The 12,797-nt window shown below is 60.4% G+C and carries 14 protein-coding genes; 6 read left to right on the forward strand and 8 right to left on the reverse strand.

From position 1 onward, the window contains the following. The first annotated feature begins 186 nt into the window (after positions 1-186). Positions 187-1,470, forward strand: a complete 1,284-nt coding sequence (locus QCL51_RS15315) for an FAD-binding oxidoreductase (protein WP_003250557.1) — start codon at positions 187-189, stop codon at positions 1,468-1,470. An 89-nt stretch (positions 1,471-1,559) separates the two neighbouring features. On the opposite strand, the gene QCL51_RS15320 is transcribed toward QCL51_RS15315, so the two are convergent. After that, positions 1,560-2,294, reverse strand: a complete 735-nt coding sequence (locus QCL51_RS15320; protein WP_021782784.1) for a peptidase C39 family protein — start codon at positions 2,292-2,294, stop codon at positions 1,560-1,562. Between the two features lie 166 nt (positions 2,295-2,460). Here QCL51_RS15320 and QCL51_RS15325 point away from each other — a divergent pair, with 166 nt between their 5' ends. Then, positions 2,461-2,640, forward strand: coding sequence for a hypothetical protein (locus tag QCL51_RS15325; protein ID WP_021782785.1), 180 nt, complete (start codon positions 2,461-2,463; stop codon positions 2,638-2,640). Positions 2,641-2,769: 129 nt separating this feature from the next. Here the strand turns inward: QCL51_RS15325 and QCL51_RS15330 are convergent, their stop codons facing one another. Both QCL51_RS15330 and QCL51_RS15335 read right to left on the reverse strand, forming a co-directional pair. Continuing rightward, positions 2,770-3,522, reverse strand: coding sequence for a TerC family protein (locus QCL51_RS15330; protein WP_021782786.1), 753 nt, complete (start codon positions 3,520-3,522; stop codon positions 2,770-2,772). 28 nt (positions 3,523-3,550) lie between these two features. Beyond that, positions 3,551-3,790 carry a hypothetical protein gene (locus QCL51_RS15335; protein WP_021782787.1) on the reverse strand — a complete coding sequence of 80 codons (240 nt, stop codon included), beginning with the start codon at positions 3,788-3,790 and terminating at the stop codon, positions 3,551-3,553. A 132-nt stretch (positions 3,791-3,922) separates the two neighbouring features. On the opposite strand from QCL51_RS15335, the gene nhaR reads away from it, so the two are divergent. From nhaR to QCL51_RS15350, 3 genes are all read left to right on the forward strand, one after another. After that, positions 3,923-4,816: a transcriptional activator NhaR gene (nhaR, locus tag QCL51_RS15340; protein WP_021782788.1), complete on the forward strand. Its 894-nt coding sequence runs from the start codon at positions 3,923-3,925 to the stop codon at positions 4,814-4,816. A 97-nt stretch (positions 4,817-4,913) separates the two neighbouring features. Continuing rightward, positions 4,914-6,125 carry a serine/threonine transporter SstT gene (gene sstT, locus QCL51_RS15345; RefSeq protein WP_021782789.1) on the forward strand — a complete coding sequence of 404 codons (1,212 nt, stop codon included), beginning with the start codon at positions 4,914-4,916 and terminating at the stop codon, positions 6,123-6,125. Positions 6,126-6,213: 88 nt separating this feature from the next. Continuing rightward, positions 6,214-6,861, forward strand: a complete 648-nt coding sequence (locus QCL51_RS15350) for a DUF480 domain-containing protein (protein WP_021782790.1) — start codon at positions 6,214-6,216, stop codon at positions 6,859-6,861. A 4-nt stretch (positions 6,862-6,865) separates the two neighbouring features. On the opposite strand, the gene QCL51_RS15355 is transcribed toward QCL51_RS15350, so the two are convergent. From QCL51_RS15355 to ahpC, 3 genes are all read right to left on the reverse strand, one after another. Further along, positions 6,866-7,054, reverse strand: a complete 189-nt coding sequence (locus QCL51_RS15355; RefSeq protein ID WP_021782791.1) for a hypothetical protein — start codon at positions 7,052-7,054, stop codon at positions 6,866-6,868. A 167-nt stretch (positions 7,055-7,221) separates the two neighbouring features. Continuing rightward, on the reverse strand, positions 7,222-8,784 hold the full coding sequence (gene ahpF / locus QCL51_RS15360) for an alkyl hydroperoxide reductase subunit F (protein WP_274148392.1): 1,563 nt from the start codon (positions 8,782-8,784) through the stop codon (positions 7,222-7,224). Positions 8,785-8,908: 124 nt separating this feature from the next. Beyond that, entirely contained in the window at positions 8,909-9,472 is a 564-nt protein-coding gene (ahpC, locus tag QCL51_RS15365; protein ID WP_004375926.1) for an alkyl hydroperoxide reductase subunit C, read from the reverse strand. A gap of 321 nt (positions 9,473-9,793) precedes the next feature. Between ahpC and QCL51_RS15370 the strand changes: the two genes are divergently transcribed. Further along, positions 9,794-10,858 carry a TerC family protein gene (locus tag QCL51_RS15370; RefSeq protein WP_028697912.1) on the forward strand — a complete coding sequence of 355 codons (1,065 nt, stop codon included), beginning with the start codon at positions 9,794-9,796 and terminating at the stop codon, positions 10,856-10,858. A 7-nt stretch (positions 10,859-10,865) separates the two neighbouring features. On the opposite strand, the gene QCL51_RS15375 is transcribed toward QCL51_RS15370, so the two are convergent. Both QCL51_RS15375 and QCL51_RS15380 read right to left on the reverse strand, forming a co-directional pair. Further along, on the reverse strand, positions 10,866-11,255 hold the full coding sequence (locus tag QCL51_RS15375; protein ID WP_338443661.1) for a hypothetical protein: 390 nt from the start codon (positions 11,253-11,255) through the stop codon (positions 10,866-10,868). After that, positions 11,248-12,645 (reverse strand): PAAR domain-containing protein, encoded by a 1,398-nt coding sequence (locus QCL51_RS15380; RefSeq protein ID WP_338443662.1) that lies wholly within the window; start codon positions 12,643-12,645, stop codon positions 11,248-11,250. Before QCL51_RS15380 ends, QCL51_RS15375 begins: the two co-directional genes overlap by 8 nt. Positions 12,646-12,797: the final 152 nt, after the last annotated feature.

A 12,797-nucleotide genomic window follows, 5' to 3' on the forward strand; every position in this document is an offset into this window, starting at 1 on the left:
CTACGCATTACAAAAACCCTGTCAACACTTTTTTTCGCGCTAACCTACTGAATCTTAAACTCTTTATAGAGAGGCTGACTGAGGGGGGCCCCGTAAAGGATTTTCACCAGACGACTAGCGGGTGTTTATTATTATTGATAGCATCGGTACATTCGTTAAAAATATAAAACACGAGGTTCCTGCAGCATGGCTAACACCCCCTACCCCCAGTCCTACTACGCCGCCTCGGCCAACCCGGTGCCGCCACGTCCGGCGCTGCAGGGTGAGGTGGAAACCGATGTGTGCATCATCGGTGCCGGCTACACCGGCCTGTCCAGCGCCCTGTTCCTTCTGGAGAACGGCTTCAAGGTAAGCATCGTCGAAGCGGCCAAGGTCGGCTTTGGCGCATCGGGCCGCAACGGCGGCCAGATCGTCAACAGCTACAGCCGCGACATTGATGTCATCGAACGCACCGTTGGCCCCAAGCAGGCACAACTGCTGGGCCACATGGCCTTCGAGGGCGGGCGCATCATTCGTGAGCGCGTGGCCAAGTACAACATTCAGTGCGACCTGAAAGATGGTGGCGTATTCGCCGCCCTTACCAGCAAGCAGATGGGCCACCTGGAATCGCAAAAGCGCCTGTGGGAACGCTTTGGCCATAATCAGCTGGAGCTGATGGACCAGAAGCGCATCCGCGAAGTGGTTGCCTGCGACAGCTACATTGGCGGCATGCTCGACATGAGCGGCGGCCACATCCACCCGCTGAACCTGGCCCTGGGCGAAGCTGCCGCGGTCGAGTCGCTGGGTGGCATCATCTATGAGCAAACCCCGGCCGTGCGCATCGAGCGTGGCGCCAACCCGGTCGTGCATACCCCGCAGGGCAAGGTCCGCGCCAAGTTCATCATCGTTGCCGGCAACGCCTACCTGGGCAACCTGGTACCCGAGCTGGCCGCCAAGTCCATGCCATGCGGCACGCAGGTGATCACCACCGAGCCACTGGGCGAAGAACTGGCACGCACCCTGCTGCCGCAGGACTACTGCGTCGAGGATTGCAACTATCTGCTCGACTACTACCGCCTGACCAGCGACAAGCGCCTGATTTTCGGTGGCGGCGTGGTGTACGGCGCGCGTGACCCGGCCAACATCGAGGCGATCATCCGCCCGAAAATGCTCAAGGCCTTCCCGCAGCTGAAGAACGTGAAGATCGACTACGCCTGGACCGGTAACTTCCTGCTGACCCTGTCGCGCCTGCCACAGGTTGGCCGGATCGGCGACAACATCTACTACTCGCAGGGTTGCTCGGGCCACGGCGTGACCTATACCCACCTGGCGGGCAAGGTACTGGCCGAGGCCCTGCGCGGCCAGGCAGAGCGCTTCGACGCCTTTGCCGGCCTGCCGCACTACCCGTTCCCGGGTGGCCAGATGCTGCGCGTACCCTTCAGCGCCATCGGTGCCTGGTACTACAGCCTGCGCGACCGCCTGGGCTTCTGATTCAGGCAAGCCCGCGCCCACAGGATTTGTGCTATTGCACAGTCCGTGTGGGCGCGGGCTTACCTGCGAAGGGGCAGGCACTGGCAGCGCTATTTGTTCAGGCTATTTACCGCCTGCTTCGCCGCAATCTCTTGCCCCGCCTTGGCCAGTTCATCCGCAGCATGCAACCACCGCTGGCGATCAACCTGAGCCGGCAGTTGCCGAGGTGGCTGCACCAGCACCGCCCAACTCCCCTGCTTTGCCCACGCCGATGCAAAGTCATCGAATGCCATCATCTGCCGCCGGTGCATGCCCGAGCGCAGCAGCACCCGCTGCTTGTAACGGTCATACCCCATCAACACCGCATAGCGCGGCTCGCTCCACCAGGCCGAACCTTCCTCGTAACGCAGCAGCACCGGGTTGCCCGCCGCCACTTGGGTCAACAGCGCGTCCAGTTGCTTGTCCAGCGGGTACACCACCCTGCCGTAGTCCCGCGCCACACGGGGAATAGCGGTATCCAGCGTTTCGGCGCCCTGAGGCAGGTTCAGCGGCTTATCCAGCAAGCCCGGCGTAATAGGCGCCCCCTGCTGCGACAGCACTGCCGCCAGCGCCATGGCCCCGCTGTGGTTGGCGTTGCCACGGTAGAACGGCACGCTGCTGATTTCGACCCGCTGCGGCAGGCCCTTGAGGTTACCGGGCGGTGCGCTGGCGCAGCCGGCCAGGGTGGCAGCCAGCAGACAGGCGGCCAGTAGCCGTCGGGGGGCAGCCTTGAAGGAATGTTGCTCCATGGACACTCGCTTGTTCCAACGCCAGGCAGGCAGCGCCCGGCTCTGGCCACCGATCATAGGTCCGACAGCCGCGCGGGTATAGTCCGACAGCGCCTTGGAGCGAATCGGCACTAGAGATCGACCATTGTTCGATGGAACGTCACAGGCGAAGGGCTAGACTAAAGCAGTGTCTGGAAGGTAAACGCGGGCCAATCAAGCGCTTGCCGTAGAGATGGAGGCACAGATGAGCCTGACCATGGCAATACTCATGCTGGTAGGCATGTGGCTAAGCGTCGCAGCCGCCATGCTGTGGGGTGTACTGCGTATCGTGCGGCGTCATGCACACCATCACCACCTGCCACCGCAGGCCCCGCCAAGGCCACAGCCGGTATCACGGGCGCGGCGGCATGCCGGGGTGAGCTAACCTCAGGATTTTCTGAAGCCCACTCACGGACAAGCCCGCTGCACAGGTATTTCGCAATGCCAGTGGGACGCGAGGTACCTGTAAGAGCGGGCTTGTCCGTGAGGGGGGGCGCAAAACGCCTTTTTTACATCAACCTTCAGCCGCTTCACGCTTCAAACGCGCCCGGCGGGCCAGGATGTTGAGGACCTCGATAGCCGTCGAGAACGCCATGGCGGCATACACATAGCCCTTGGGTACATGGGCGCCGAAGCCTTCGGCGATCAGCGTCATGCCGATCATGATGAGGAAACCCAGCGCCAGCATGACCACGGTCGGGTTGTCGTTGATGAAATTGGCCAGCGGATCGGCTGCCACCATCATCACGATCACAGCAGTGATAACGGCGATAATCATGATAGGCAGGTGCTCGGTCATGCCCACGGCGGTGATGATGCTGTCGACCGAGAAGACGATATCCAGCAGCAGGATCTGGAAGATCGCCGCAGCAAAGCCCAGGGTAACCGTGGAGGAGACTTTGGCTTCCTCCTTGGCGCCATGCGGGTCGACGTTTTCGTGAATCTCCTTGGTCGCCTTCCACAGCAGGAACAGACCACCGGCAATCAGGATCACATCCTTCCACGAGAAGGTGTTGCCGAACACTTCGAACACCGGGTCGGTCAGCTGAACGATCCAGGCCACGGTGCTGAGCAAGGCCAGCCGCATGACCAAGGCCATGCTGATACCGATACGCCGCGCCTTGGAGCGGTACTCCACCGGCAATTTGTTGGTCAGGATCGAGATGAAGATCAGGTTGTCGATGCCCAGTACAATTTCCATGGCCACCAGCGTAGCCAGGGCAACCCAGGCGGTCGGGCTAGCGGCGAGTTCCAGCAAATATTCCATTGTTCAAATCCTGCAGCGTCGGTTGGGGTCAGATTTCCTGGGTTTCTTCTTTCTTCTCGGCATCCTTGGGCTTGTGCCCTTCGCTGCCGATGGCTTCGCTCAGCGCCTGCTGGGCAGCCTTGTTGGTGTCGTCGATGGCCTGCTTGGCCGACTGCGCCGCCTGGTCGAGCATCTGCTGGGCGGATTTCTCGGCCTGGTCGCAGCCTGCCAGGGTGAACAGGGCCAAAGCCAGCACCAACGGGGTGCCAATGGATTTGAATTGCAGCATGGTGTCCTCGCTTGAAATAACCCGGCGGCGCATGGCGCCTGGTAGCCGTGCATTCTAGAGACGGCAATAGTTCAGGAAAATTCGTATTTTCATGGCATATACTTCGGTTTTTACGAATCGGAACGACCGACGGTGCTTAACTATCGCCAGCTGCATTACTTCTGGGCCGTGGCCAAGACGGGCAGCATCACCCGCGCCAGCCAACAGCTGAACCTCACACCGCAAACCATCAGCGGGCAGATCACCCTGTTCGAGCAAACCTACGGCCTGGAACTGTTCCAGCGCGCCGGCCGGCAGCTGGAACTGACCGAAACCGGCCGCCAGGCCCTGGTGTATGCAGAACAGATGTTTCAGATTGGCAGCGAGCTTGAAGCCATGCTGCGCGCCGGCCCTCAGGAGCAGATCCTGTTTCGTGTGGGGGTGGCTGACGTGGTGCCCAAATCCATTGTCTACCGCCTGCTGGCACCGACCATGGATCTGGAGGAGGTGCTGCGCATCAACTGCCGCGAGGACAAACTTGAGCGGTTACTGGCAGACCTGGCTATCCAGCGCCTGGACCTGGTGATTTCCGACAGCCCCATGCCCAACCACCTGGACATCAAGGGCTACAGCCAGAAGCTGGGCGAGTGCGGGCTGAGCTTCTTCGCCACACCGGCGCTGGTACAACGGCTGGACGGTCCTTTTCCAGCGTGTCTGCAGGATGCTCCGCTGCTTGTTCCCGGCCAGGAGACCGTGGTACGCAGCCGCCTGCTGCGGTGGCTGGGCGAGCAGCAGGTGCAACCACGGATCGTGGGGGAGTTCGATGACAGTGCCTTGATGCAAGCGTTCGGTCAATCGGGCAGCGGCATTTTCGTTGCTCCCAGCGTAATCGCCGAAGAGGTGTGCCGTCAGTATGGCGTGCAACTGATCGGGCAGACCGAAGCCGTGCACGAATCGTTCTATGCCATTTCGGTGGAGCGCAAGGTCAAGCACCCAGGGATCGTGGCGATTACCGAGGGGGCGCGGCGGGAGTTGTTTCACTGGTAGCCGTAAAAGCCTGATTGACTACGAACACAGCCCGGCATGCGCCATAGGTGCTCTATGGTAAAGTCCGCCCTTTCCAGATTCCGAGATACCGCTGCACATGACCCCTTTTCTCCGCCTCCTCAACCGCACCAGCCTGGTGACCCAGATCGTCATCGGCTTGCTCGCCGGTATCGCCCTCGCCCTGCTGGCACCTGCCATCGCCCGTGACCTGGCCTTTCTTGGCAAGGTGTTCGTCAGTGCCCTGAAGGCGGTTGCGCCTGTGCTGGTGTTCATCCTGGTCATGGCTTCGGTCGCCAACCATCGTCACGGCCAGGAAATCCACATTCGCCCGATCCTCTGGCTGTACCTGCTGGGCACCTTTGCCGCTGCAGTGGTGGCCGTGGTTGCCAGCATGCTGTTCCCCTCGCACCTGGCGCTAAGCACCAGCGAAGCCACGCTGAGCGCGCCAGGCGGCATCGCCGAGGTAATGCAGAACCTGCTGCTGAGCGCGGTAGACAACCCGGTCAATGCCCTGCTCAATGCCAACTTCATCGGCGTGCTGACCTGGGCCGTCGGCCTGGGCGTGGCCCTGCGCCATGCCGGCGAAACCACCCGCACCGTGGTCGCAGACCTGTCCAATGGCGTCACCCTGATCGTGCGCATGGTCATCCGCTTCGCCCCGCTGGGCATTTTTGGCCTGGTCAGCTCCACCCTGGCACAGTCTGGCCTGGACGCCCTGCTCGGCTACCTGCACCTGCTGGCGGTACTGATTGGCTGCATGCTGTTCGTGGCGCTGGTGATGAACCCGCTGATCGTGTTCTGGAAGATCCGCCGCAACCCCTACCCACTGACGCTGCTGTGCCTGCGTGAAAGCGGCATTACTGCGTTCTTCACCCGCAGCTCGGCCGCCAACATCCCTGTCAACATGGCATTGTCGGAACGCCTCGGCCTGCATGAAGACACTTACTCGGTGTCGATCCCGCTGGGCGCAACCATCAACATGGCCGGCGCGGCAACCACCATTACCGTGCTGACCCTGGCCGCAGTGCATACCCTGGGTATCCAGGTAGACCTGCCAACTGCCGTGCTGCTCAGCGTGGTGGCGGCAGTGTGCGCCTGCGGCGCCTCGGGCGTGGCCGGGGGTTCGCTGCTGCTGATTCCGCTGGCGTGCAGCCTGTTTGGCATCCCAAGCGAAATTGCCATGCAGGTAGTGGCGGTGGGCTTCATCATTGGCGTGTTGCAGGATTCGGCCGAAACGGCGCTGAACTCTTCGACCGATGTGCTGTTCACTGCGGCGGCGTGTCAGGCTGAAGAGCGGCGTAACGGCTAAGCGCGCCGGGGCCGCATTGCGGCCCCAATTGCCTTACTCGATGGCATTACCTACCCTAGTGGCCTTTCCCCAGCCACGAGACAGGGCCATGTCAGAACACGAAACCGCAGGTGAAGGCCGCTTCAACAGCATCGAGATCCGCGTTCTCGGCTCGCTGATCGAAAAGCAGGCCACCAGCCCGGAAAGCTACCCGCTGACCCTCAATGCCCTGGTCCTGGCCTGCAACCAGAAGACCAGCCGCGAGCCGGTGATGAACCTCACCCAAGGCCAGGTCGGCCAGGCGCTGCGCGCCCTCGAAGGTCAGGGCATGACCCGCCTGCAGATGGGCAGCCGTGCCGACCGCTGGGAACATCGGGTAGACAAGGCACTGGAGCTGGTGCCAGCACAGTTGGTGTTGATGGGCCTGATGTTCCTGCGGGGCCCGCAAACCCTCAACGAACTGCTGACCCGTAGCAACCGCCTGCACGACTTTGACGACACCGAGCAGATCCAGCATCAGCTGGAGCGCCTGATCTCGCGGGACCTGGCTTTGCACCTGCCACGTCAGGCCGGCCAGCGTGAAGACCGCTACACCCATGCCTTGGGCGACCCGGCGGAAATCGAGGCGATTCTCGCTGCACGCCAACAGGAAGGCGGCGCGCGCAACAGTGGCGGCAGTGTGTCAGAAGACCGCATCGAAGCCCTCGAAGCCCGCATTGCGGCGCTGGAAGCGCGCCTGGCCGAACTGGAAGGCTGAGCCGTCACGGTTCGGGGTCGGGGAAATTGCGGCAGCTCTTGCGCTCGGCCAGTTCCCGGTCAGTGGGGCGCTGGTCGACGAACACAGCGCGACCGTCGGCGTAGATTTCCAGGTAGCCCCAGTGCAGGTCCTGCTCTTGCTCCCCGGGCTTTGGGGGGACTAGCCACCAGGGTTCGCGGCTGATCAGGGTCATGGGTGTGGTTCCTGAGAGGTCTGCTGTAAGCATAGACACCTTCAGGTGCTGCTTTGCTTGAACCGGCCCTTTCGCGGGTAAACCCGCTCCTACAGGGATTTTCACAGTTTCAACAACTGCGCAGTCCTGCGAGAGCGGCTTTAGCCGCGAAAAGGGCCGGTACAGGCTTACGCCGGTGCCGAAGTCCGAATCAGGTGGTCAAAGGCCGCCAGCGATGCCTTGGCCCCCTCACCCACCGCAATGACAATCTGCTTGTACGGCACGGTAGTCACGTCACCGGCGGCAAACACACCGGGGATGCTGGTCTGGCCCTTGGCGTCGACAATGATTTCGCCACGCGGCGACAGCTCGACGGTGCCCTTCAGCCAGTCAGTATTGGGCAACAGGCCAATCTGCACGAAGATGCCTTCCAGTGCCACTTCGTGCTGTTCATCCGTGGTGCGGTCCTTGTAGCGCAGGCCGGTCACCTTCTCGCCATTGCCCAGCACCTCGGTGGTCAGCGCGCTGGTAATCACGTTAACGTTCGGCAGGCTGTGCAGCTTGCGTTGCAACACCGCATCGGCACGCAGCTGGCTGTCGAACTCGATCAGCGTCACCTGGGCGACGATACCGGCCAGGTCGATGGCCGCCTCCACACCCGAGTTGCCGCCGCCAATCACCGCCACGCGTTTACCCTTGAACAGCGGGCCGTCACAGTGCGGGCAGTAGGCCACGCCGCGGCCGCGGTACTCCTGCTCACCTGGCACGTTCATTTCGCGCCAGCGGGCGCCGGTGGCCAGGATCACAGTCTTGGCCTTCAGCGAAGCGCCCCCCGCCAGACGCACTTCGTGCAGACCGCCCTCGGCAGCAGGAATCAGCGCTTCACCGCGCTGCAGGTTCATGATGTCGACGTCGTACTGTTTGACGTGCTCTTCCAGCGCCGTGGCCAGCTTCGGCCCTTCGGTTTCCTGCACCGAGATAAAGTTCTCGATGGCCAGTGTGTCCAGCACCTGGCCGCCGAAGCGCTCGGCGGCAACACCGGTGCGGATGCCCTTGCGGGCAGCGTAGATGGCAGCAGCGGCGCCAGCGGGGCCACCACCGACAACCAGCACGTCAAAGGCATCCTTGGCGTTGATCTTCTCGGCCTGGCGGGCGCCGGCGTTGGTGTCGATCTTGCCAAGGATTTCTTCCAGGCCCATACGGCCCTGACCAAACACTTCACCGTTGAGGTAGATACTCGGTACCGCCATGATCTTGCGCGATTCCACTTCGTCCTGGAACAGCGCACCGTCGATGGCAACATGCCGCACGTTGGGGTTGAGTACCGCCATCAGGTTCAACGCCTGGACCACGTCCGGGCAGTTCTGGCAGGACAGCGAGAAGTAGGTTTCGAAGCTGAATTCGCCTTCCAGGGCCTGGATCTGCTCGATCACTTCGGCACTGGCCTTTGACGGATGGCCGCCGACTTGCAGCAGCGCCAGCACCAACGAGGTGAACTCGTGGCCCATGGGGATGCCGGCGAAACGCAGGCTGATATCGGCACCCGGGCGGTTCAGCGAGAACGAAGGGCGACGGGCATCGGTACCGTCCGCGCTGAAGGTAATGAGGTTCGACAGGCCGGCAATTTCCACCAGCAGGTCGTGCAATTCGCGGGACTTCGCGCCGTCGTCGAGGGAGGCAACGATCTCGATCGGCTGGGTGACCCGCTCCAGGTAGGTTTTCAGTTGCGATTTAAGCGTGGCGTCCAACATACGGGCGATTCCTTTTTCAAAACTCGGATACAAAAACGCCCAGGCGAGGTCGCCCGGGCGTTTGACGGGGCGGTAGGTATTTCAGCTTTGGCGGCTGCTTACCGCCCGCGTTATGGGCATGACCTTAGATCTTGCCTACGAGGTCCAGCGACGGCGCCAGAGTGGCTTCGCCTTCTTTCCACTTGGCCGGGCACACTTCGCCTGGGTGAGCGGCAACGTACTGGGCAGCCTTGACCTTACGCAGCAGTTCGGCAGCATCACGGCCTACACCACCGTCGTTCAGCTCGACAATCTTGATCTGGCCTTCCGGGTTGATCACGAAGGTACCGCGGTCGGCCAGGCCGGCTTCTTCGATCAGCACGTCGAAGTTGCGCGAAATGACGTGAGTCGGGTCACCGATCAGCGGGTATTGGATCTTCCCGATGGTGTCGGAAGTGTCGTGCCAGGCTTTGTGAGTGAAGTGGGTATCGGTGGAAACACCGTAAATTTCCACGCCCAGCTTCTGGAACTCGGCGTAGTTGTCAGCAAGGTCACCCAGCTCGGTCGGGCAAACGAAGGTGAAGTCGGCCGGGTAGAAGAACACGACAGACCACTTGCCTTTCAGATCGGCTTCGCTGACCTGAACGAACTCGCCTTTGTGGTAGGCGGTGGCGTTGAAGGGTTTGACCTGGCTGTTGATGATTGGCATGAGAGAAGCTCCTTCATGGGGTTGGAATCAGTTGATGGATAGAATCCTAACTAATCATCCCGCTGAAGGCTCATTGGCAAAGCTCATGCTTTCGATTGGTTTTGGCTATAACCGGAGTTATTTAATAGAAGGGAAAGGGCTGAGCAAAGGATTGCGGGCTTGAGCGCTGCACCGGCAAAGAAATGTAACAGCTACCCATTCGGCACCACAGGCAAACGGGTCTAGGCTCAAGCTCATGTGATACCGGGCCCCTCTGACGGCTGCCAAGCCGCCATGTCGGATCACTGTTGCCATGCAACGTCGACATTCAAGGAGGGGCTCATGACAGCTCTGCAAGCATTCCTCACAACACCTGTCCTCGGTACCAGCGCCTGGTTGTGGCTGGTGTTCATGGCCATCGTCATCGGTTTGCTGGTGCTCGACCTGGGCGTGCTGCACCGCCACGACCGGGAAATTGAAATGCGCGAGAGCCTGCTGCTGTATTCGGGCTATTTCAGTGTCGGTGTGCTGTTCGGCGCGGGGGTCTGGTACCAGTTGGGTGCGCAGTCGGCGCTGGAGTTCTACACCGGTTTCCTGGTCGAACAGTCGCTGTCGATGGACAACGTGTTCGTCATGGCGATGATCTTCAGCTACTTCGCCATCCCCCGCCGCTACCAGCACCGCGTGCTGTTCTGGGGTATCCTGGGCGTGGTGTTCCTGCGGGCCATCATGATCGGCGTGGGCGCGGCGCTGGTACAGAACTTTGCCTGGGTGCTGTACATCTTTGGTGCCTTCTTGCTGTTTACCGGGGTGAAAATGGCGCTGTCGAAGGAAGACAGCCGCCCGGACCTGGCCAACAACCCGATCCTCAAGTTCGTGCGGCGGCACATGCGGGTTACCGACCAGATCCATGGCTCGCACTTCTTCGTACGCCACACCCCGGCCGGGCACAGCAAGGCGCTGCGTTATGCCACCCCGCTGTTTCTGGCACTGGTACTGATCGAACTGGCCGACCTGGTGTTTGCCGTCGACAGCGTGCCGGCGATCTTCGCCATCACCCAGGACCCGTTCATCGTCTACACCTCCAACATCTTCGCCATCCTCGGCTTGCGCTCGCTGTATTTCGCGCTGGCGGCGCTGATGCACCGGTTCGTCTACCTCAAGTACGCACTGGCACTGGTGTTGATCTTCATTGGCTGCAAGATTTTCTACCACGGCATGGTGGGCAAGGTGCCGGCGCTGCTGTCACTGGGCGTGACATTCGGGTTGTTGCTGGGTGGGGTGGTGATTTCGTTGATCAAGACGCGGGGGCAGACGTTGAATAAAGACGAAAAGACGATAGAAAAAGCAGCTAACGATAAGAAAACAACGGGACAAAAGAAGAATGACCCACAGTTGCGGGTCTGAGTTGCAATCATTGCTTGATGATGAAGTAACCAACCGCTCCCCAAAGTGAGGCAATCAAGATCAGCCAAAGGGCTGCTCCCATATATCGCCTCAACTTTGGGGGGAAATTGTCAAGCTCCGCTTCGTTCAACCATCCGAGGCGTAAATGTAGCCTTGGGAATGTGACCAAAGCGCTTACTGTACTCATCAGTAGACATCGATGCCTTAGGTTTCGTCCGCCCCATACGGGTTTCATCTGCTCAAGATAGGGGTTGCTCGTGATCGCTGAAAGGGCGACATCAAAATCACTCGACAAAGCAATTTTCACATTGATAGCGATCCCCGCAAGGCCCAGGACGAAAGGCGCACTCAGGAATACTATTTGCAACAATGGGGACCAATTGTCAAAGTCAATCATCAGTCACCTCATGAAGGAATTCACCGGTCCGCTCTCCGAGGGCGCCAATACCAATAGCGCTTGCAGAAGAGGCGGCGCCAACGATCGCAATCCCGCACACTGCACCAAACCCACCGGTACCCACCGCAAAAATACCGCATAACGCAGCTGCTGCAGCACCTCCACCAGAGGCGCCTACCAACCCTCCCGTTAGACCTCCTGCAAAATTTCCCGCTTCAGTAAACCGAACCTTTCGACAAGCACGAGTCTCCCCGGCCCGACAGACTTCTTTTACTTTCAGATAAGACGAGGTCCCGCCCAGCCCAATCGCTGCATACCCTCCGTATTGAAGGTACTTACTTAACCGCGCCACCTTCTCAAGATGTGTCGCATACCCCGGAATTTGCCCCGGTCCGCCCGCTTTCGACCAATGGTGCACCAGGCTCTTGGTAGAGATACGCAAGCTCTTCTTCAGCCGCTCATAGCTCCCCAGATTCAGTTGCTTATTAAGCAACGCCGCTTTCAACTGGCCATCCAGTTGCTGCAACAACCGCCTGCGCTCGGCGAAGAAACCCGGACTATTCAAATGGCCATTGTGCATGAACTCACGCTGGTGCAATTGCTCGATGCTGGTCAAGGTATTGCTTACTTGTTTCAAGCCTTGATCCAGCATGTCCTTGCCCACGCCCATGGACAGACTGGCGTTGCTGAGCAAGCCGGCGATTTCGGCCTGGTGCTGCATCATGAAATCCGCTTCGACGTAGTCGAGTGCTTCCAGCGCACGCCGCGCATGCTGCGCCGCCGCCATAAGCTCTCCCTCTTCGCGCGTGCAGGCATTTCCATTGTCAGAATCACCGATAACGAAAATTTCCCCAGCTTTGAACCCTTGCGCATACGTGGGGTTGAGCCGCTGTAACCGTGAGATCGGCAACGTGGAATCGTGACCGGCCAGTTGAAGCAGTATCTGGGGAAACGACATGCGTCGTGGAACCACGTAGAAGCCAGGCTCCAGCGTGCCAGGCAGTGCACCTATTACCGGTTGGGAGAAGCGCTCGGGGTTGAAGGTGGGTGACAGCTCGGCAGCGTGGGTATTGGCACGCCCTGCAATGGAGTGCATGGACGGCGGAGCCTCATACAAGGGCGCGACTACCCGGTTGGTGCCCGGCGAACAGCCACAGACAACCAACGCACCATCCATAGCCACCCGCTGGCCATCTGAAATAAAGTGATCCACACCTTCGGCGACAGTTCCCGCCTGCCCACAAAGAGGGCATGGCGTGGTGTGGTCGCCTTCACGGAGCACCATTCGGCCTTCGTCTAGGTAGCCGGCCCCGGTCGCAATACAGACAGCACCCGTTGTGGTGATATCGCCATCTACCGCCTGACCTTTTCCCTCTAGATTGACGCGCATATATGAACTCCCTGTACTTGACTCAGGTTGGAAACCTATCACCAGCAAGGGAGATACAAGTGGCATCAGCCAAAATTCAGATACGTCCTACAAGTTGCAGGACTTTGCGCAATCACTGCAGGCGCGGGTTCACCCGCGAATGGGCCGGGGCA

Origin of the sequence: Pseudomonas sp. LTR0, assembly GCF_036630035.1 — a bacterium.
GTDB classification, from domain to species: Bacteria; Pseudomonadota; Gammaproteobacteria; order Pseudomonadales; family Pseudomonadaceae; genus Aquipseudomonas; species Aquipseudomonas putida_Y.